Genomic DNA, 18,294 nt, shown 5'->3' on the forward strand with positions numbered 1-18,294 from the left:
GAAGCGGGGCAATGTCCCACATTCACGACATGACGGTATCGCGGGCGCGGGGTGGCACGACATACCCCTGCGCTCCCAGGGCATCGCGCAGATCGGGCTTTGCAAGTACCGCATTGACGGCCCTGTTCAACTTGACTATCACGCTGGCCGGCGTGCCTGCGGGCGCCATCAAGCCGAACCATGTTTCGAGATTGACATTACGGACACCCGACTCTTCCATCGTTGGTACACCGGCGACAGGAGAGACTCTGGTGGAAGACATGAGCGCGATCGGGCGAGCCGAAGATGCCTTGATATAAGGCAGTGCACCCGGGAGAGAGAAGATAAGCAGATCTACCCGGCCCGCGATGACGTCTGCCATCGCGACTGCACCGCCACGGTATGGGACATGCAGGAGCTGGATTCCGGCGTGCTGCTGGAACAGTTCGCCGAGCAAGTGGGTATCCGACCCAACGCCCGTCGATGCATAGGTCACGCCGCCAGGACGCCGTTTCGCCAGGGTGATAAGGTCCGCGACCGATGAGATGGGCGACTGGGCCCCAGTAAGAATGACGTTGGGCACTTTGGCCAGGACACCGATAGGCGCCAGGTCGCTCGCCATATCGAAGTCGAAATGGCCATACATCGATTTGTGTATCGTGTTGGAGCGCGTGCTTATATACAGCGTGTATCCGTCCGGCTTGGCGTGAGCCACGGCTTCCGCCGCGATATTGCTCGCGGCGCCCGGCCTGTTATGGATGACCACGTCCTGCTCCAACTCCTTGGCCAGATGCCGTGCCAATAGGCGAGCCAGCGTATCGGCGCCGCCGCCGGGCGGATATCCGACCGTCAACGTTACCGGTCGGCTGGGGTAAGGCGCGGTCGATTCGAACGCCTTCGTACCGGCCGACAGAAGGCTTCCCAGCATGGCGAACGCCGCCAGCCGCCGCTTGCCAAGGCTTATTTCTTTCTGCATACGCTCTCAAATCAGGAGGATACGTCGTGCCCCGGTGTCAACGGGGCCGGCCGGATCAGTGGCCTGTTATGCAGACAGGTTCCTTTGTCGGCGGCATATGGCACAGATGCGTGCGCCGACGCGCACCTCCAGGCGCGGCAGATAGAAAAAAAGCCTGCCGGCGTGGCAGGCCCTCGTACCAGAATGGATTCGGCGCTGAAGCGGATCTATTCCGCGCGTAATCCCTACTGCGCCGTCGCCCCGATATTCGCCTTGCGGATCGCATCGCCCCATTTTTCGTATTCGCTGCGATAGAACGCGGCGAACTCGGTGCGGAAGCCTGGGAAGGCGGTCATACCGACTTCGTGGAGTCGCTTCTGGACCGCCGGCTCCGCAAGCACGGCCGCCAGCTGGCTGCCGATGGCGTCGGCGATGGCCGCGGGCGTGCCGGGTGGGGCCAGCAGGCAGTTCCATGAGTCGGCGTCCACGCGATAGCCTTGCTCCGCCAGCGTGGGCACGTCCGGAATGGCGCTGTTGCGCTCCATGGATGGCAGGCCGAAGAACTTCAGCTTGTCGCGGTACTGCGCGGCAAGCACCACCGGCACGGCGGCCAGGTCCACCTGCCCGGCCACCAGCCCCTGGAAGGCCGGCGCCACGCCCTGGTACGGCACGTGCAGCAGGTTATCGATCTTCGCGACCTCGCCGAACATGCGCATCTGCACGTCCGCCGCGGTACCCAGGCCGGAGGATCCATACGACAGCGATTGGCGCTTGGCCAGCGCCAGGAGCTCCGGCAGGTTGCTGGCGGGCAGGTCGGCACGTCCCACCAGCACGTAGGGCACCTTGGCCAGGCCGCCCACCGGCACGAATTTCAGCGAGTCGAAGCGCACCTTGTTGACGTGGGGATTCATCGCCTGGGTGTCGGCGGTACCCAGCAGCAGGGTATAGCCGTCCGGCGCCGCGTTATACACCAGGTCCGATGCAATGGCGCCGCTGGCGCCGGGTTTGTTCTCCACGATCACGGTTTGACCGAGTCGGTTGCCCAGGCTTTGCGATACCAGGCGCGCCACCACATCGGAGCCGCCGCCGGCGGAAAACGGCACCACGATGCGTATGGGCTGGGTCGGCTTCCATCCGGCCGCATCGGCGGCGCCGCAGGCCTGGAAGACCGTTGCAAGAATCAGCGCGGCGCACGCCCGCAAGTAGTTATTCATTTCGGATTCCCCGTCGATCGATGGGTTTTGGAAAAGACCCCGGTGGGCGTCCTATTGAGCCGTGATGCCGGCGGATTTGATCGCTTTCTCCCACTTGTCGTAGTCCTTCCGGTAGAACTCGGTGAACTCGGATCGCGTACCCTGGTATGGCGTCATGCCGACCTCGCGCAGCTTCTTCTGGTTCTCGGGCACGGCCAGTACCTTCGCGACGCGCTCCGCGATGGCGTTGGCGACCGCGTCCGGCGTTTTCGGCGGCGCGAGCAAGCCTACCCAGGGATCGCCATCCACCGGAAAGCCTTGTTCCGCCAGCGTGGGTACGTCGGGGATGGCGGGATTGCGCTGCATCGACGCAATGCCATAGAACTTCACCTTGTTGCGGTACTGGGCCACCAGCGCGACGGGAATCATCGCCAGGTCCACCTGCCCCGCCACCAGCGCCTGGAATGCCGGCGCCACCCCCTGGTAGGGAACGTGCAGCATGTTGGGAATCTTGGCAGCGTCGTCGAACATGCGCATCTGGATGTCGGCCGCCGCCCCCGTGCCGGAGGACCCGTAGGTCAGGGACTTTTCCTTGGCCAAGGCGACCAGCGCCTTGGTGTCGGCGGCCGGCATGTCGGGACGCCCGACCAATACATAGGACACCTTGGCGATCGCGGCCACCGGAACGTACTTTAGGGCGTCGTAGCGCACCTTGTTGACATGGGGATTCATCGCCTGCGTGTCGGCGGTACCCAGCAGCAGCGTGTAGCCGTCCGGCGCCGCCGTGTACACCAGGTCCGACGCGATGGCGCCGCTGGCGCCGGGTTTGTTCTCGACGATGACCGGCTCTCCCAGGCTGTTCCCCAGCCCTTGCGCCAGCAATCTCGCGGCCACGTCCGAGCCGCCGCCCGCCGAGAACGGCACCACGATACGGATGGGCTGGCTTGCCTTCCATGCCTTGCCGGTGTCCTCGGCGGCGGCCGAGGGCCCGCTGCCGGCGATGGCCGCGGCGGCCAGCATCAAAATAAGGTGCAGCCTTGGGTTCTTCTTCATGTCTCGACTCCTGTCGTACCGGCTTGTCCCATGGATGGCTCGCCATCGCGGGGCGCGGTCTCTTGGTTGTGGTTCGGCCGGACCTTCCGGCCGTCTGGCCATCGCCGGGGCGATGGCTATTTGGCCCAGCGAAGCACCAGCGGATCCAGGCGGCGCGCGGTCGCGACCACGCTCGCGCGGATCTGGGGATGCAGCGGTGCGAGGGGATGCCGGGGTGCGTCCGACGCGATGACACCGCCCTCCTTCATCAGGGCTTTACTGGTCAGCAGGCCGCCCAGGCGGTTTTCGGCATTGATCAATGGCAGCCAGCGTTCATACCGCTGGCGCGCCTCGTCATGCCGGCCTGCCAGGTAGGCATGCACGATAGGCCCAAGGCCATCGGGATAGCCGCCGCCGGTCATGGACCCGGTCGCGCCGGCTTCCAGGTCGTGGATGAGCGTGATGCCCTCTTCGCCGTCCCAGGGACCGACGACCGCATCGCCGCCCAGGCGGATGAGCTCGCGCAGCTTGGCGCTGGCACCCGGCGTTTCTATCTTGAAGTACGACACGTGCTGGATCTCGCGCGCCATGCGGGCCAGCGCTTCGGCGTCCAGCAGGGTGCCGCTGACCGGCGCGTCCTGGATCATGATGGGAATCGACAGGGCGTCGGAAACGCGCTGGAAAAAACCATGGCAGGCGGACGGCGTTACACGGATCGTCGCTCCATGGTAAGGCGGCATGACCATGACCATGGCGGCGCCGTCGTCCTGCGCCCGCCGGCTGCGTTCGGCGCACACCTTGGAGCTGAAATGCGTGGTGGTCACGATGACCGGCACGCGGCCGTCCACATGGCGCAGGATGGTTTTGGTCAGGATTTCCCGCTCATCGTCGGAAAGGACGAACTGCTCGGAGAAATTGGCGAGTATGCAAAGGCCGTCGGAGCCCGCGTCGATCATGAAATCCACGCATCGCTTCTGGCTCTCCAGGTCGAGATCGCCGTCTTCGGTGAAGGTGGTCGGAACAACCGGGAACACGCCCCGGTAGGGTCCGCCGGCATGGCCGTGAGATGTCATATTTCCAGTGCCCGTGGTTATCGTCGTGTCGGATATATCGATGGGATCGTTCATGTTGCTCGTACTGCCGGTACCGCTCGTAGCGCACGTACCGCACGGTGGCCCCTGTCGGGGCCGTCGCGGCGGCGCGCGCCGCCTAGCGCGGCTCGGACTGATAGCCGATCTCGCGGCGGGTCGCGGTCAGCACACGGATCGGCTCGCCCGCGATGTATGCGCGTATGTTCTCCACCGATTCCCCGTAGTAGATGTCGTAGGATTGTTCGGTCACATAGCCCAGGTGCGAAGTACCGATGAAGTTGTCCAGGGTACGGAACGGATGGTCGGCCGGCAGCGGTTCGATCTCGAATACATCGACGGCGGCGCCGGCGATGCGGCGCGCGCGCAAGGCTTCGACCAGCGCCTGCTCGTCGACGATGGGGCCGCGGGCGGTATTGATCAGATAGGCGCCGGGCTTCATCAGGCCGAGCTCGCGCGCGCCGACCAGGCCGCGCGTGCGTTCCGACAGCCGCACGTGGATGGACAGGAAATCGCTGCCCCGCATCAGTTCATCCTTGGAGACGTGCGTGGCGCCGTGGGATGCGGCCTGTTCTGGCGTCATGTTCTGGCTCCAGGCGATCACCTTCATGCCGAAGGCACGGGCGATGCGCGCCGCCACGCCGCCGGTATAGCCCAAGCCCAGCATCCCCAGGGTTTTGCCATGCAGGTCCACGCCCACCGATACCTGCCAGCCACCCGACTTGAAGGCGGCCAGTTCCTGGGGCAGCTTGCGCGCCGCCGCCATGATCAGGGCCCAGGTGTGTTCGCCCGCGGCGGTCAGCGACGTTCCCGTTCCGCATACGGTGATGCCGAGTTCATCGGTGGCCTCGATATCGATGGCCGCATTCCACGGGCCGGTGCTGGCGATCATGCGCAGATTGGGCAGCCGGCGCAGCAGGCTGCGCGTAAGCCGGGTGCGCTCGCGCATCACGCACAGGATGTCGAAGGGCGCGAGCCTGCGCGCCAGCTCGTCCTCGGATACGACATGGTCGTTGAACACCGTTATCTCGGCATCCGGCAGACCGTCCCAATCGCCGAACCGCAAGGCGACATTCTGAAAATCATCGATCACCGCTATCTTGTGCATGACGCTCGTTCCATAGTGTTGGGCATTGCGCTCGGCGTGCCTGCCCGGACATCCTGCCCTACCCGCCGATCTTGATGTCGGCCGCTTTCACCACCGCGCCCCAGCGGTGGTTTTCGTTCACGATGAAATCGCCGAAGCGGGCGGGATCGCTCGTGTCGGGTTGCAGGCCCTGCTGGATCATATTGGCCTGGACGCCGGGATCGGCCACCACGCGGCCCAGTTCCGCGCGTATGGCGTCGATGGCCGGCTGTGGCGTTCCGGGCGGCGCCAGCACGCCGAACCAGATATCGCCATTGACCGGATAGCCCTGTTCCTGCAGCGTGGGCACGTCGGGCAAGCCGGCATAGCGGGTCGGCGAGGCGACGCCATACACCTGCAGCTTGCCGCGATTGGCGATGACCAGCGGCGTGGGCACCAGCATCAGGTCGACCTGCCCGGCCAATAAGGCCATCAGGCCCGGCGCGGTACCCAGGTACGGAATGTCCAGCATCTTCTTGGCGCCGGTCTGCGTCTGGAAAATCTCCATGGCGACACGGCCGTTGCTGCCCGGGCCCCAGTGGGCGTAGGTGTACTGCCGCGTCTTCACGCTGGCGACCAAGTCCTTCAGCGTCTTGGGCTCCAGGCCCGGCCTGCCGGCCAGGACCACGCCGATGCGCGCGATCGGCGCCACGGCCGCGAAGCCGTCGGGCTTGAAGCGGTAGTTCGTATAGGTATGCGGACTGAGCGAGATCACGTCGCCGGAGCCGAACAGCAGCGTACTGGCGTCCGGCGCGGCGCCGTAGACGTAATCCGCCGCGATCACGCCATTGGCGCCGGGCTTGTTCTCCACGACCATGGGGCGGCCCAGGTGGTCCGCCACGCCGGTGGCGATCATCCGCGCCGCGATGTCGGTGCCGCCGCCGGCGGGATACGGCACGACGAGCCGGATGGGGCGCGTGGCCGTCCAGGCCTGCTGCGCCGCCACCGGGACCGCGGCGCATAGCGCCAACGCCGCCAGTGCGGAATGCAGGCATAACGAGCGAAGCTGCAAAAAAAAGCTGGGCATTGCTGTCTCCTGGTTTTCATCGCGCCATGCGGTGACGCACGTCCCGCATGGTCGCGGCACGCCGGGGCGCGCTAGTCTTGCGGCTGCACGTTGGCGGCGCGTAACAGCGCCCCCCAACGCGCCCTTTCGGTCGGAATGGACTGCGCGAAGGAGGCACGGCTGCTGGTCAGCGGCACGCCGCCCAGCTCCAGGAAGCGCTTTTGCACATCGGGCGTGCCGACGGCCTGGGTCACGGCCTCGTGGATGCGTTCGGCGATGGGCAACGGCGTGCCCGGAGGCGCGAACAATCCCTGCCAGACGTCCATATCGACCGGCACGCCGAGTTCCGCCATGGTCGGGATGTCCTGGAACTGCGTGTAGCGCTTCGGTGCCGCGATCGCATAGGTGCGCACCTGCTTGCGAAAGGCCAGCCATAGCGGGGACGGCAGATACATGACGTCGACCTCCCCTGCCAGCAAGGCCTGGCAGGCCGGCGCCGTACCGCGATACGGGACATTCAGGATGCTGGGAATGCCCGCCTGGTTCTTCAGCATTTCGGATCCCACATGGCCGGGACTGCCGACGCCCCAGGATGCAAAGCTCAATTGCCTCTTGCGCGCCAGCTCGATCAACTGCCGGAAGTCCTGGGCTTCCAGGGTGGGACGGCTCGCCAGGACGAAACCCAGGGCCACCACCGGCGCGAGGGCGGTGAACTCCTCGGGCACGTAGTTGATCTGGCGATACAGGTTCGGCGCCATTGCCATGGTGTCCGTATTGCCCCACAGCAAGGTGTAGCCGTCCGGCGCGGCGCGGAACACAGAGGCCGTGCCGACCATCCCGCCCGCGCCGCCGCGGTTTTCCACCACCACGGGCTGGCCCAGCCTTGCTCCCAGCGCCTCGGTCATGGCGCGTGCCGTCACATCGGCGCCGCCGCCCGGCGGATAGGTCACCACCAGGCGCAGCGGATGCGTCGGTGTCCAGGTCGACGGCGCGGCGCGCGGCGCGCGCCAGGCCATGCCCGCCGCGCAGCTTCCCGCCAGGGCAAGCAAGGCGCGGCGCCGGCTTAAAGGGTTGTCTCCATCCATTTTGTCTCCTCCATTTTTATCCGGCGCTCGTCATCGTGGACGGCGCCTGTACCGCCCCGCGGACAGGGCGGGTCGAGCGGGTCTGTTCAATCCCTGCCGGCCAGCTCCCGCACCAAATCGGGGTCGTTACGGTGGTAATGCCATTGGCGGCCCACTCCCAGGCCCGTGCGCGCGCGCAAGGTCGCCAGCATGGCGGCGTAGGCCCACGTAACGCCGAACACGTCCATGACCGGCACCTCGCCGATGCGCGACACCTTGTTTACATACAGGATTTCGGCCAGCATGCCCTCGGCCGGAATAATGACGTCGGCGCCTTCGGCGATGGCTTGCCGCGCGCAGTGCTGAAAGGACTCGATCACCGGCCGCGGGTGCTCGAAGCCCAGCGCCAGCTGACGCTCGTCCAGGACCGGGTCGATGCACCGCACGGGCAGTACGCGATCGGACATCCCGTGCGCCTGCACCGACATGCGGACCATCCAGGCCGTGGAATGGGCATTGGATACCGGCGCGCTGTAGCGGCCCAGGCTGCACCCCACCAGCAGGCTGGCTTCCGTCAGCGATGCCACCGGCATATCGACGGCGGACCGCAGCTCGCGCAGGAACGGTTCGCTGTAGGAGCCCAGCACGAAGGCGTCATAGCCTTCACGCTCGGCGCGCACGGCATTGTCCAGGATGGGCTCCAGCACGCGATGATGCACGTATGCGTTGCCCAGCGAGCCCGAAGGGGTGCGGCCGTGGTAGCGGCCGGGCGGTATGCCCTGCACCGCCACGGTGGCGTCATCGCCGAGCACCTCGGCGGCATGGCGGACCAGGGCCTGCTTATAGCTGCCCAGTTCCTCGATCTCGGTGCTGGATTGGTGCCAGATACGCATAGTGGGTGTCATCGATCCGTTGAAACGTTTCCAATATTTGCCGGTGGGATTTCCTTCGCGGGACCGCCAGCTCAGGGCGGCGCCGCGCCGTGCCCGATGGGCAGGCCCGCCTTGGCGATCGCGCCCAGGAGCTCGACGCCGGGCAAGGCATCCCGCACGATGTCCCTTACGCGCAGCAGGGCCGGGATATCGATAGCGGTATGCCAGCCCATGGCCTGCAGGAGGAACACGGCATCCTCGGTGACGATATTGCCGCTGGCGCCCGGCGCATGCGGACAGCCGCCCAGGCCGCCCAGCGAGGCGTCGAAATCGCGCACGCCCGCTGCCAGGCCCGCCGCCACATTGGCCAGGCCGAGGCCGCGCGTATCGTGCAGATGCAGGGCCAGCGGCACATCGCCCGCGATGGCCCTCACCCGCTCCACCAGGCGGCTGATCGCATCCGGAGCCGCATAGCCCACGGTGTCGGCCAGCACGAGCTCGGCGGCGCCGGCATCCAGGTATCCCCGCGCCATCCGCAGTACCTCGTCCTGCGCGATCGGGCCTTCGATGGTGCACCCGAACGCCGTCGACATCCCACCCACCGCTTTCGCCCCGGCGGCGGCGGCCAGGCGGGCCACCTGCCGGAAACCTTCCAGCGATTCCTCGCGGCTGCGGCGGACGTTCGCCCGGTTGTGGCTTTCGCTGACCGAGATCACGTAGTTCAACTTGGGCACGCCCAGCTCCAGCGCCAGCTCGGCGCCCCGCACATTGGGCACCAGGGCGGCGACGGTCAATCCCGGAATGCCCAAGGCATGCCTGACGACGTCCGCCGCGTCGCTGAACTGCGGCATGAGCTTGGCCGGCACGAAGGAGCAGACTTCGATTTCCCGGACGCCGGCCGCGAATTCGGCATCTATCCAGGCCAGCTTCGCCGAGGTCGGCATGCATTGCGCGATGCTCTGCAGGCCGTCGCGCAAGCCCACTTCGCGTATCCGCACCGTGCGATCGTCCAGGTTGGCCATGGCTTATCTCCCGATGAAGCGCGGCGGACGCTTTTCGTTGAACGCGCGGATACCCTCGATGCGATCCTCGGTGGATATCAGGCGGCTGTAGGCTTCGATCTCGAAGAAAAACCCGGTGCGCAGGTCCATCTGCATGCCGTAGGTCACGGCTTTCTTCGCCTGCCGGACCGCCACCGGCGCATTGGCCAGGATCCGCTTGACCAGGCTCAAGGTTTCTTCCATCAGCGTGGCCTGCGGGTAGACATGATTGAGCAAGCCCATCGCCAGCGCTTCGGCGGCGCCGAAATAATCGCCGGTGAAGATGGCCTCTTTGGCGCGCCGCACGCCGATGGCGCGCGGCAGCTGCTGCGTGCCGCCCCCGCCCGGCATGATGCCGCGCGAGACCTCGGAAAACCCGAAACGCGCATTGTCGGATGCCACGATGAAATCGCAGGCCAGCGCCAGTTCCAGCCCGCCGGCGATGGCGGCGCCATTCACGCAGGCCAGGATGGGCACGGGACAATCGTAGACCGCGCGGCCCATGCGTTCGAACAGGTAGTGCTGGGTATGGAACTGCTCGTCGCTCATGCCCTCGCGCTCTTTCAGGTCCGCGCCCGCGCAGAAGATGCGATCGCCCGCCCCGGTCAGCACCACGCAACGGTAAGTTTCCGGCGCGGCCTCCAGTTCGCCGAACACCGCGATCAGCTCGTGTCCCATCGTGGTGCTGATGGAGTTGGCCGCCGACGGGCGATTCAACTGCACGATCAACAGCCCCTCGAACGGCGAAGAGAGCGACAGGGTTTCGAAAGCGCGGGACGGATCCGTCAAGGACATGGACATCAGCGGTTCTCCGGCAAGGAAGCGGTTCGTGGGCGGCCGATCACGTGGTCGTGCTGGCCGAGGGCGGGCGTGTTGCCCGGAAGCGGCGGACGGCAGCCGTCGAACGACACGGGCAAGGCCACCGTGGTGCTGCGCCGGTCCGGGGTCTTGCGCAAAATATCGAGCGCCGCGGTCTGTTCGCTGGCGATCACGCGGTCGACCGTCTGCATGGGACCGCAGGGGATGGACTCGGCCTCCAGGCGCGGGATCCAGTAACTGGCGGGCGCCTCTTTGAAGCGCGCTTCCAGCAGCGGGATCAGTACCTTGCGGTTCGACACGCGGTCGCCATTCGTGGCGAAGCGGCTATCCTTGGCCAGCGCGGGAAGGTCCATGATCTGGCAAAGGCGCCGGTAGAGTGTGTCGTTGCCCGCCGCCACCAGGATAGACTGGTCCGCGCACGCGAAGACCTGGTAGGGAACGATGTTGGGACTGCCGGAGCCCAGCCGCACAGGCAGCTTGCCATCGGCCAGGCAGTCGGACAGCGGCACCGTCATCCATGCCAGGGCCGTTTCGTAGAGCGACACATCGACCACCTGCCCGCGCGCCGGCTCGGACCGGTCGCGATCGCGCAGCGCGGCCAGCACGCCGATCACGGCCCACATCCCGGTCCCCATGTCGTTCAGCGAGATCGGTACGCGGCTGGGGGCATCGGCATCGTGTCCCACGATGCTCATCATCCCGCTATAGGCCTGCACCAGCGGGTCGTAGCCGGGCTTGTCCCGCAGCGGCCCCACCGCGCCGAAGGCCCCCAGGTTGCAATAGACCAGCGCGGGGGACTGCGCCATCAGCTCGCGTGGGCCCAGGCCGTGCCGATCCAGGCTGCCGGGTTTCAGGTTCTGGATAACGACGTCCGCGTGTTCCAGGATGAAATCGCGCACGGCCGCGATGCTGATCGGATCGTTGAAGTCCGCGCGGCAGCTTTCCTTGCCATGATTGATGGCATGGAACAAGGCCGAGTCGCCGTCGATGAAGGGCGGCCCCCAGCCGCGCGCGTAATCGCCGCTGCCGGCATTCTCTATTTTCACGACACGCGCGCCCAGGTGCGCGAAGATCAATCCCGCGTACGGCGCCGCCAGGCTGTGGCCGATTTCCACCACGCATACGTCTTGCAGCGGCAAGGGCTTGCCGGCGGACCGCGCGTCCTGTCCGGATGTGTGCTCAGTCATGCAGGGACCCGTCGATGTCGGCCAGCCGCGCGCCGTAGAGTTCGCGCGCGGCGCGCGCGCTGATGTAGCCGTCCAGCAGATCGCGCTCGACGGCATCCGCCGGCCGCGACTTCGGATCGCCGTATCCGCCGCTGCCGGCGGGCTGGACGATGACGCGGTCGCCGCGCCTGACGATTTCGGTCGCGCCCTTGGCGGGCAGGCTGCGGCTGCTGCCGTCCGGCCCCAGTACACGGCAATCGAACAAGGCGCCGGGCAGGCCGCCGAAGTATCCTTCCGGCGCGGTCTGGCCGCGCTCCCCGGCCACCGTGAAGGTGGCCTCGTCGAATTCCACCCGGTAGGTCCGGCGCGCCGTCAATCCGCCACGGTAGCGGCCGGCGCCGCCGGAGTCCGTGACCAGGGCCCAGTCTTCCACGACCAGCGGCATGCTCTGCTCGATAAACTCCACGGGCAGCGAACCGGCGTTGCCGACATAGACGCGGATGCCGTTGATGCCGTCCTGATCGGCGCGCGCCCCCATGCCGCCGCCGTGCGGCTCGACCATGCTGACGAAGGCCTTGCCGGTGCGCTGCACGCGCGCCTGCACGGGATCGCGGCCGCCGAACACGCCGGAGCACGCGGCGCAGTTGCTCTGGCCGATGATGCGATCGGGCACCGCCTTGGACAAGGCCTTGAAGCACAAGTCGATCACGCGCGGCGAGGTCTCCGTATTGCCGCCCACCACCGACGCGGGAAACTGGCAGTTCAGTATGCTGCCCACCGGCGCATCGATGGTGACCGGGCGGTAGCAGCCCTGGTTGATGGGAATCGAGACGTCGGTCAGGGCCTTGACGGTGAACCAGGTGCTGTTGCACGTCACCGCAAGCGGGCAATTGATGCCGCCGCGCGTCTGCGCCCCCGTACCGGCATAGTCGAAATGCATGCTATCGCCGGCCACCGTGATCTTCACCTTGATCGGCACGGCTTCGCCCTGCCACCCCGGCGCCGCGACGCCCTCCGCGAAGTCCTCGGCCTCGTACACGCCGTCGGGTATCTGCCGGATGGCTTCGCGCATCAATGCTTCGGAGTGGTCCAGCGAACGCCGCATGGCATCGGCCAGCGCGCCGGTGCCGTACTTGCGGGCGAGCGCCTGGATGCGCTGGTCGCCGACGAAGGCCCCCGCGTACTGCGCCTGGATATCGAGCTGGCGCCCTTCCGGATCGCGGGTGTTCTGCACGATCATGGTCAGCACGTCCTGCACGACCTCGTCATTGCGGTACAGCAGCACGGGCGGAATCCGCACGCCCTCGCCGAAGACGTCCCAGGTGTCCAGGGTGTAGCTGCCGGGCGCCTGGCCGCCGATATCGGTCCAGTGCCCGCGCGTCATCACGAAGGCCACCAGTTCGTCGCCCACGAACACGGGCCGGGTGACCTGCACATCGGGCTGGTGATTGCCGCCGCCCAGGTAGGCGTCATTGCTGATGATCACATCGCCGGGGCGCAGGCGGTCGCGGCCGACCGCCTCGACCGATACCTTGGTGGAGATGACCGCCGAACCCAGCATGGTCGGGATATCGTTGCCCTGCGCCACCAATTGCATGTTGGCGTCGAACACGGCCGCGGAGGCATCCGCGCCCAGGTGCATGATGGGACTGGCCGCGGTCCGCATCATGGCGATCTTCATTTCCCGCGCGATGGCGTAGAGCGAATTGCGGATGATTTCGTAGACGATGGTTTCCATTGCATCCTCAGAGCGCGATACGAAGATTGCCGGCCGGATCGACCCTGGCCGTCTGGCCTGCCTTGAAGATCAGGCAGCTGCTTTGTTCCTCGATAATGGCCGGACCCTCGACGCGGACATCGGCGCCCAGGTCGGCACGGCGGTAGACCGGCAGCGCCTGCATTTTCCCGTCGACATAGACGTCGCGGGTGCGCTGCCGGCGGGATCCCCCTTCGGCGGATGCCTTCCCCGCGGCCGCCTGCCGCACCACGCCGCGCCAGCCGGTCGGCACGTTGGCCTGCACGCGCAGGTTGACCAGGACCACGGGTTGGTCGGGCTTGATGAAATTCCACATGCGCTTGTGGTTGCGCTCGAACGCTTGCTGGATATGGTCCGCCAGCGCCTGTCCGCCGTCCGCGACCAGATCGTCGCGGACGTCCACCGTGATGGCGGCGGGCTGTCCCGCATAGCGGCAGTCCGCGCGGTACGTCATGGCGATGCGTTGCCCGGCGGTGCCCTGGCCCAGTGCCGAACGGGCCTGCTCGCGCAACGATGCATAGGTATCCAGGATCCGCTGCGGCGGCACCGCCCGCAGCTCGGCCTCGATGGCCGCCTGGCCATCGAACTGCCGGTCCGCCACGATCATGCCGAACGCGCTGAACAGGCCGGGCAACGGCGGCACGATGACCTCCTTGATATCCAGCTCCTGGGCCAGGTCGATCGCATGCACGGGACCGGCGCCGCCGTAGCACATATAGGCGAGCTCGCGCGGATCGTAGCCGCGTTCCACCGTCATCAGGCGCATCGCCTGCGCCATCAGCGCGTTGGCAATGACGCGCACCGTCCATGCCGCCTCGACCGTGGACACCCCCAGGGGACGCGCCAGGTGCGTATCGACCGCCACGCGCGCGGCTTCCACATCCAGCCTGAACTCGCCGCCCAGGAAGGAATCGGGATCGACGTAGCCCAGCAATAAATTGCAGTCGGTGACCGTGGGCCGCGTGCCGCCCCGCCCATAGCAGGCCGGTCCAGGATCGGCGCCGGCGCTTTCCGGGCCGATGTGCACGCCGCCGCCGCTATCGATCCACGCGATCGACCCCCCGCCGGCGCCGATCGAGTCGATGTCGATGGTCGGTGCGCGCACCGCATGGGTATGCAGGAGGCCATGCGTACGGATCTCCGGACGCGATTCACGCACCAGCGATACGTCGAAGGTAGTGCCGCCCATGTCACCCAGCAGCACGCCCTTCAGGTCGGCTTGTTCGCTGGTACGCACGGCCGCGCTGACGCCGCCGGCCGGCCCGGATTCCAGCAGCACGATGGGCTTGGCGGCGACCTGCGCGGTGGATGCCAGGCCGCCGTTGGATTGCATGAACAGCAGCTCGCCGCGGAAACCCGTGTCTTTCAGCTGTGCCTCGAAATTATGGATGTAGCGCATGCATACCGGTCCGAGCAGCGCATTCATGACCGTCGAGCTCGTGCGCTCGTATTCCTGCATCTCAGGATTGACTTCATGCGAGGCGGTGATGAAGCGGTCCGGCAGCAGACGCTTCAACTCGTCCACCGCCTCGCGCTCGTGCAGCGGATTGGCGTAGGCGTGCAGAAAGGAGACCGCGACCGCCTCGATATCGGCCTGCTGGATCCGCTGCGCGAGCTGGCGCAACGCCTGCAGGTCCAGCGGGGTCTCGATGGTGCCGTCGTGGCGCATGCGCTCGGCCACTTCCAGGCACCAGCGGCGCTCCACCAGGGGCCGCGGATTGGTGAAATGCAGGTCGTACAGGTCCGCGCGGTCGTGGCGCGAGATGCGGCGCAGCTCCAGCACGTCGCGAAAGCCCTGGGTGGTGATGAGCGCGGTCCTGGCGCCCTTCCCTTCCACGATCATGTTGGTGGCCATGGTGGTGCCGTGGCCGATGAAGCCCACATCGCGGCTGGCGCGGCCGCTGAGCTCCAGGATCCTGCGAAAGCCGGCCATTGCACCGACCACCCGGTCGGCCGGCGTCGTCGGAACCTTGGTGGACCAGATCTGTCCGGACTGGTCGTCGACCAGCACGATGTCGGTGAACGTGCCCCCGACGTCAATACCTATGCGATTCATGAATGGTTGCCTCGATCCATCACTTTGGGAACGTTTCCAATTATTGTTGTAAAAGTCAGCGTTGATGCTTGAGGCTGGATTCTATTCCCTTATTCCACGCTGTCAAGCTTTTTGGCGTCGGCGCCGCAACGGCGCGCATGAGCCCCGCAGCACCAGTTCCGCATCGACCATAAGCTTGCGCGGCGCAAGTTGGGGATCGGCCAGGCGGTCGATCAGGAAACGGCCGGCCGCCTTGCCCAGCTGGTCGTGATTCCATCGCACCACGGTAAAGGCTGGCGTGGACAACAGGGCCAGGTCGCTATCGGCGCCGCCGATGATGGAAAGGTCTTCGGGCAGCGCCAGGTTGCGCTGCCGCGCCGCCTGGATCACGCCGGGAAGCAAGGAGGTGCCGCCGGCGATGATGGCGGTCGGCGGCGCCTCGCTATCCAGCAAGCGGCCGGCTTCGATGAATCCCGCATCCCGGTCGAAGGACACGGCGCGGACCAGCGCGGGTTCGTAAGGCAGGCCGCGGTCCTTGAGCCCGCGCCGATAGCCTTCCAGGCGGCTGCGCGTCGCATGCACGCCCTGCTCCCCCGAAATGATGGCGATGCGGCGATGCCCCAGGTCCGCCAGATGCAGGACGGCCTGGTGTATCCCCGTGGCATGGTTGACGGTGACGGCGTCCAGGCTTTCCGGAACGTCCCGGTCCAGCAGGACGATAGGGAACGGTGCCTCTTCCAGCATCTTCAGCACGGCGGGGTTGTCTTCGGAGGAGGTCGCGATGACCAGGCCATCGATGCGGCGCTGCTGCAGATTGCGCAGCAGCTCCATTTCGCGCCGGCTATCGTGATAGCTGGAGGCCACGGTCAGTGAAAAGCCGAAGGCGTCGATTTCCTTCTGCATCGAATCGACGAACATGCTCAGCACGGGTACCGTGAAGTCGCGCATGACGCATGCGAACGTCATCGAGCGATGGTTGCGCATGCTTTGCGCGACGATATCCGGCACATAGCCCAGCTGCAGGATCGCGGCCTGGACACGCTTGCGCTTGTCCTCGCTGACATTGGGATGATTGTTCATCACCCGGGACACGGTTCCCAGGCCCACCTTGGCCAGCAATGCCACGTCACGGATGGACGGCCGCCGGTCCTCGGGCGGCGTGGCTTTGACGGCGCCGTCCCGGCGGACGGATGTTTTGTCAGCTGCCATGTCAGTCGCGATGGGAAATCGGGGCCTGAGTTTATCACCCTGCCCTGGCGCATCGAACCGCGCCAATAGCGGGACCGGGGCGGTCCCGCGGGGATGCCTCGGCGGCATCCCCATATGCCCGCGTCAGGCGGTCGCGCGCGACATGCGCTTGCGCTCGTTTTCGGTCAGGAAGCGCTTGCGCAGGCGGATGGATTTCGGCGTGACTTCCACCAGTTCGTCATCGTCGATGAATTCCACCGCGTATTCCAGCGACATCTGGATGGGCGGCACCAGGCGCACGGCCTCGTCCGTGCCGGAGGCGCGGATGTTGGTCAACTGCTTGCCCTTGATGGGATTGACCACCAGGTCGTTGTCGCGGCTATGGATGCCGATGATCATGCCTTCGTACAGCGCATCGCCGGGATTGACGAACATGCGGCCGCGATCCTGCAGCTTCCACAGGGCATAGGCGACGGCTTCGCCATTGTCCTGACTGATCAGCACGCCGTTGCGGCGTTCGCCGATGCTGCCTTCGCGCGCCGGCGCGTATTCGTCGAAGATATGGCTCATCAGGCCCGTGCCGCGGGTCATGGTCAGGAACTCGTTCTGGAAACCGATCAGCCCGCGCGCCGGGATGCGGTATTCCAAGCGGGTACGGCCGCGGCCGTCCGGCTGCATATCCAGCAGGTCGCCCTTGCGGCGGCCCAGTTCTTCCATGACGCCGCCCTGGTGGGCGTCTTCCACGTCCACCGTCAGCAGCTCGTAGGGTTCATGGCGCACGCCGTCGATTTCCTTGAAGACCACGCGCGGGCGCGACACGGCCAGCTCGTAGCCTTCACGACGCATGGTTTCCAGCAGGATGGTCAGGTGCAGTTCGCCGCGGCCGGACACTTCGAACACCGTGTCGTCGCCCGTGTCGCGCACGCGCAGCGCCACGTTGGACTTGAGTTCGCGGTCCAGGCGGTCGCGCAGCTGGCGGCTGGTCACGAACTTGCCTTCGCGGCCGGCCAGCGGCGACGTGTTCACCATGAAGTTCATGGTCAGGGTGGGCTCGTCGATGCGCAGCATGGGCAGCGCGTCCTCGGCCGGCGACGCGACGTCCATGACGGTGCAGCCTATGCCGATGCCTTCGATGCCGTTGATCAGCACGATGTCGCCGGCTTCGGCCTCGCTGACCACTTCGCGTTCCAGGCCCTTGAACTTGAGCACCTGGTTGATGCGGCCCTTGCCGCTTTCGCCCTCGGGGCCGAAGCGGTACTGGACGTCCATGCCGCTGCGGATACGCCCGCGGTTGACGCGGCCCACACCGATCTTGCCGACGTAGCTGCTGTAGTCCAGCGAGATGATCTGCAGTTGCAGCGCGCCGTCGGGATCGTCATTGCGCTGCGGCACGTGCTTGAGGATGGCCTCGAACAGCGGCCGCATGTCGCCTTCGCGGACATCGGCGCTCATGCCGGCATAGCCCGACAGGCCCGAGGCGTAGACCACCGGGAAATCCAGCTGTTCCTCGGTGGCGCCCAGCTTGTCGAACAGCTCGAACGTGGCATTGATGACGTAATCCGGACGCGCGCCCGGACGGTCGATCTTGTTGACGACCACGATGGGCTTCAGGCCCAGCGCCAGCGCCTTGCGCGTGACGAAGATCGTCTGCGGCATCGGGCCTTCCACCGCGTCCACCAGCAGCAGCACGCCATCCACCATGGACAGCACGCGCTCGACCTCGCCGCCGAAGTCGGCGTGTCCCGGGGTGTCGACGATGTTGATGTGGGTGCCTTCGTACTGCACGGCGCAGTTCTTGGCCAGGATGGTGATGCCGCGTTCTTTTTCCAGGTCGTTGGAGTCCATGACACGCTCGGCCACGGCCTGGTTGTCACGGAAGGTACCCGATTGGCGCAGCAGCTGGTCGACCAGCGTGGTCTTGCCGTGGTCGACGTGGGCGATGATGGCGACGTTGCGCAAGGCGCGAGTCATAAAC

15 protein-coding genes are annotated in these 18,294 nt (G+C 66.3%); all 15 read right to left on the bottom strand.

The genetic code is table 11. The features are described 5' to 3' along the window. Positions 1-22: 22 nt before the first annotated feature. The 15 genes from BAU06_RS17375 to typA all read right to left on the bottom strand — a co-directional run bounded on the left by BAU06_RS17375 (position 23) and on the right by typA (position 18,290). The gene (locus tag BAU06_RS17375; protein ID WP_066352814.1) at positions 23-955 is read right to left on the bottom strand and encodes a Bug family tripartite tricarboxylate transporter substrate binding protein; all 933 of its coding nucleotides are present in this window, start codon (positions 953-955) and stop codon (positions 23-25) included. Positions 956-1,179: 224 nt separating this feature from the next. Then, on the bottom strand, positions 1,180-2,148 hold the full coding sequence (locus tag BAU06_RS17380) for a Bug family tripartite tricarboxylate transporter substrate binding protein (RefSeq protein ID WP_066352816.1): 969 nt from the start codon (positions 2,146-2,148) through the stop codon (positions 1,180-1,182). A gap of 51 nt (positions 2,149-2,199) precedes the next feature. Further along, entirely contained in the window at positions 2,200-3,180 is a 981-nt protein-coding gene (locus BAU06_RS17385; protein ID WP_066352823.1) for a Bug family tripartite tricarboxylate transporter substrate binding protein, read from the bottom strand. 116 nt (positions 3,181-3,296) lie between these two features. Beyond that, positions 3,297-4,232: a dihydrodipicolinate synthase family protein gene (locus BAU06_RS17390; protein ID WP_066359272.1), complete on the bottom strand. Its 936-nt coding sequence runs from the start codon at positions 4,230-4,232 to the stop codon at positions 3,297-3,299. Positions 4,233-4,368: 136 nt separating this feature from the next. Then, positions 4,369-5,355, bottom strand: a complete 987-nt coding sequence (locus BAU06_RS17395; protein WP_066352832.1) for a D-2-hydroxyacid dehydrogenase family protein — start codon at positions 5,353-5,355, stop codon at positions 4,369-4,371. 58 nt (positions 5,356-5,413) lie between these two features. Next, positions 5,414-6,400, bottom strand: coding sequence for a tripartite tricarboxylate transporter substrate binding protein (locus BAU06_RS17400; protein ID WP_066352844.1), 987 nt, complete (start codon positions 6,398-6,400; stop codon positions 5,414-5,416). Between the two features lie 71 nt (positions 6,401-6,471). Further along, a complete protein-coding gene (locus tag BAU06_RS17405) occupies positions 6,472-7,464 on the bottom strand; it encodes a Bug family tripartite tricarboxylate transporter substrate binding protein (RefSeq protein WP_066352850.1) in 993 nt (330 codons plus the stop codon). Between the two features lie 86 nt (positions 7,465-7,550). Continuing rightward, complete coding sequence (locus BAU06_RS17410; protein WP_066352853.1) at positions 7,551-8,336, bottom strand: aspartate/glutamate racemase family protein; 786 nt, start codon at positions 8,334-8,336, stop codon at positions 7,551-7,553. A gap of 71 nt (positions 8,337-8,407) precedes the next feature. Continuing rightward, on the bottom strand, positions 8,408-9,337 hold the full coding sequence (locus tag BAU06_RS17415; protein WP_066352856.1) for a hydroxymethylglutaryl-CoA lyase: 930 nt from the start codon (positions 9,335-9,337) through the stop codon (positions 8,408-8,410). Positions 9,338-9,340: 3 nt separating this feature from the next. Then, a complete protein-coding gene (locus tag BAU06_RS17420; RefSeq protein ID WP_231933895.1) occupies positions 9,341-10,156 on the bottom strand; it encodes an enoyl-CoA hydratase-related protein in 816 nt (271 codons plus the stop codon). Next, on the bottom strand, positions 10,156-11,361 hold the full coding sequence (locus BAU06_RS17425) for a CaiB/BaiF CoA transferase family protein (RefSeq protein ID WP_066352864.1): 1,206 nt from the start codon (positions 11,359-11,361) through the stop codon (positions 10,156-10,158). The genes BAU06_RS17420 and BAU06_RS17425 overlap by 1 nt, the downstream gene beginning before the upstream one ends. Then, positions 11,354-13,078 carry a hydantoinase B/oxoprolinase family protein gene (locus BAU06_RS17430; protein WP_066352872.1) on the bottom strand — a complete coding sequence of 575 codons (1,725 nt, stop codon included), beginning with the start codon at positions 13,076-13,078 and terminating at the stop codon, positions 11,354-11,356. The genes BAU06_RS17425 and BAU06_RS17430 overlap by 8 nt, the downstream gene beginning before the upstream one ends. A 7-nt stretch (positions 13,079-13,085) precedes the next feature. Continuing rightward, positions 13,086-15,152: a hydantoinase/oxoprolinase family protein gene (locus tag BAU06_RS17435; protein WP_066352874.1), complete on the bottom strand. Its 2,067-nt coding sequence runs from the start codon at positions 15,150-15,152 to the stop codon at positions 13,086-13,088. Between the two features lie 102 nt (positions 15,153-15,254). Continuing rightward, complete coding sequence (locus BAU06_RS17440; RefSeq protein WP_231933896.1) at positions 15,255-16,340, bottom strand: LacI family DNA-binding transcriptional regulator; 1,086 nt, start codon at positions 16,338-16,340, stop codon at positions 15,255-15,257. A 123-nt stretch (positions 16,341-16,463) separates the two neighbouring features. Next, positions 16,464-18,290, bottom strand: a complete 1,827-nt coding sequence (gene typA, locus BAU06_RS17445) for a translational GTPase TypA (protein ID WP_066352876.1) — start codon at positions 18,288-18,290, stop codon at positions 16,464-16,466. Between the last annotated feature and the right edge of the window lie 4 nt (positions 18,291-18,294).

Origin of the sequence: Bordetella bronchialis (assembly GCF_001676705.1) — a bacterium.
Classification (GTDB): Bacteria; Pseudomonadota; Gammaproteobacteria; order Burkholderiales; family Burkholderiaceae_B; genus Bordetella_C; species Bordetella_C bronchialis.

Coding starts and splice junctions, on each gene's coding strand:
- typA (WP_066352876.1), bottom strand. CDS start 18,290: ATGACTCGCGCCTTGCGCAACGTCGCCATCATCGCCCACGTCGACCAC.
- BAU06_RS17440 (WP_231933896.1), bottom strand. CDS start 16,340: ATGGCAGCTGACAAAACATCCGTCCGCCGGGACGGCGCCGTCAAAGCC.
- BAU06_RS17430 (WP_066352872.1), bottom strand. CDS start 13,078: ATGGAAACCATCGTCTACGAAATCATCCGCAATTCGCTCTACGCCATC.
- BAU06_RS17425 (WP_066352864.1), bottom strand. CDS start 11,361: ATGACTGAGCACACATCCGGACAGGACGCGCGGTCCGCCGGCAAGCCC.
- BAU06_RS17405 (WP_066352850.1), bottom strand. CDS start 7,464: ATGGATGGAGACAACCCTTTAAGCCGGCGCCGCGCCTTGCTTGCCCTG.
- BAU06_RS17400 (WP_066352844.1), bottom strand. CDS start 6,400: ATGCCCAGCTTTTTTTTGCAGCTTCGCTCGTTATGCCTGCATTCCGCA.
- BAU06_RS17420 (WP_231933895.1), bottom strand. CDS start 10,156: ATGTCCATGTCCTTGACGGATCCGTCCCGCGCTTTCGAAACCCTGTCG.
- BAU06_RS17375 (WP_066352814.1), bottom strand. CDS start 955: ATGCAGAAAGAAATAAGCCTTGGCAAGCGGCGGCTGGCGGCGTTCGCC.
- BAU06_RS17435 (WP_066352874.1), bottom strand. CDS start 15,152: ATGAATCGCATAGGTATTGACGTCGGGGGCACGTTCACCGACATCGTG.
- BAU06_RS17390 (WP_066359272.1), bottom strand. CDS start 4,232: ATGACATCTCACGGCCATGCCGGCGGACCCTACCGGGGCGTGTTCCCG.
- BAU06_RS17415 (WP_066352856.1), bottom strand. CDS start 9,337: ATGGCCAACCTGGACGATCGCACGGTGCGGATACGCGAAGTGGGCTTG.
- BAU06_RS17410 (WP_066352853.1), bottom strand. CDS start 8,336: ATGCGTATCTGGCACCAATCCAGCACCGAGATCGAGGAACTGGGCAGC.
- BAU06_RS17385 (WP_066352823.1), bottom strand. CDS start 3,180: ATGAAGAAGAACCCAAGGCTGCACCTTATTTTGATGCTGGCCGCCGCG.
- BAU06_RS17395 (WP_066352832.1), bottom strand. CDS start 5,355: ATGCACAAGATAGCGGTGATCGATGATTTTCAGAATGTCGCCTTGCGG.
- BAU06_RS17380 (WP_066352816.1), bottom strand. CDS start 2,148: ATGAATAACTACTTGCGGGCGTGCGCCGCGCTGATTCTTGCAACGGTC.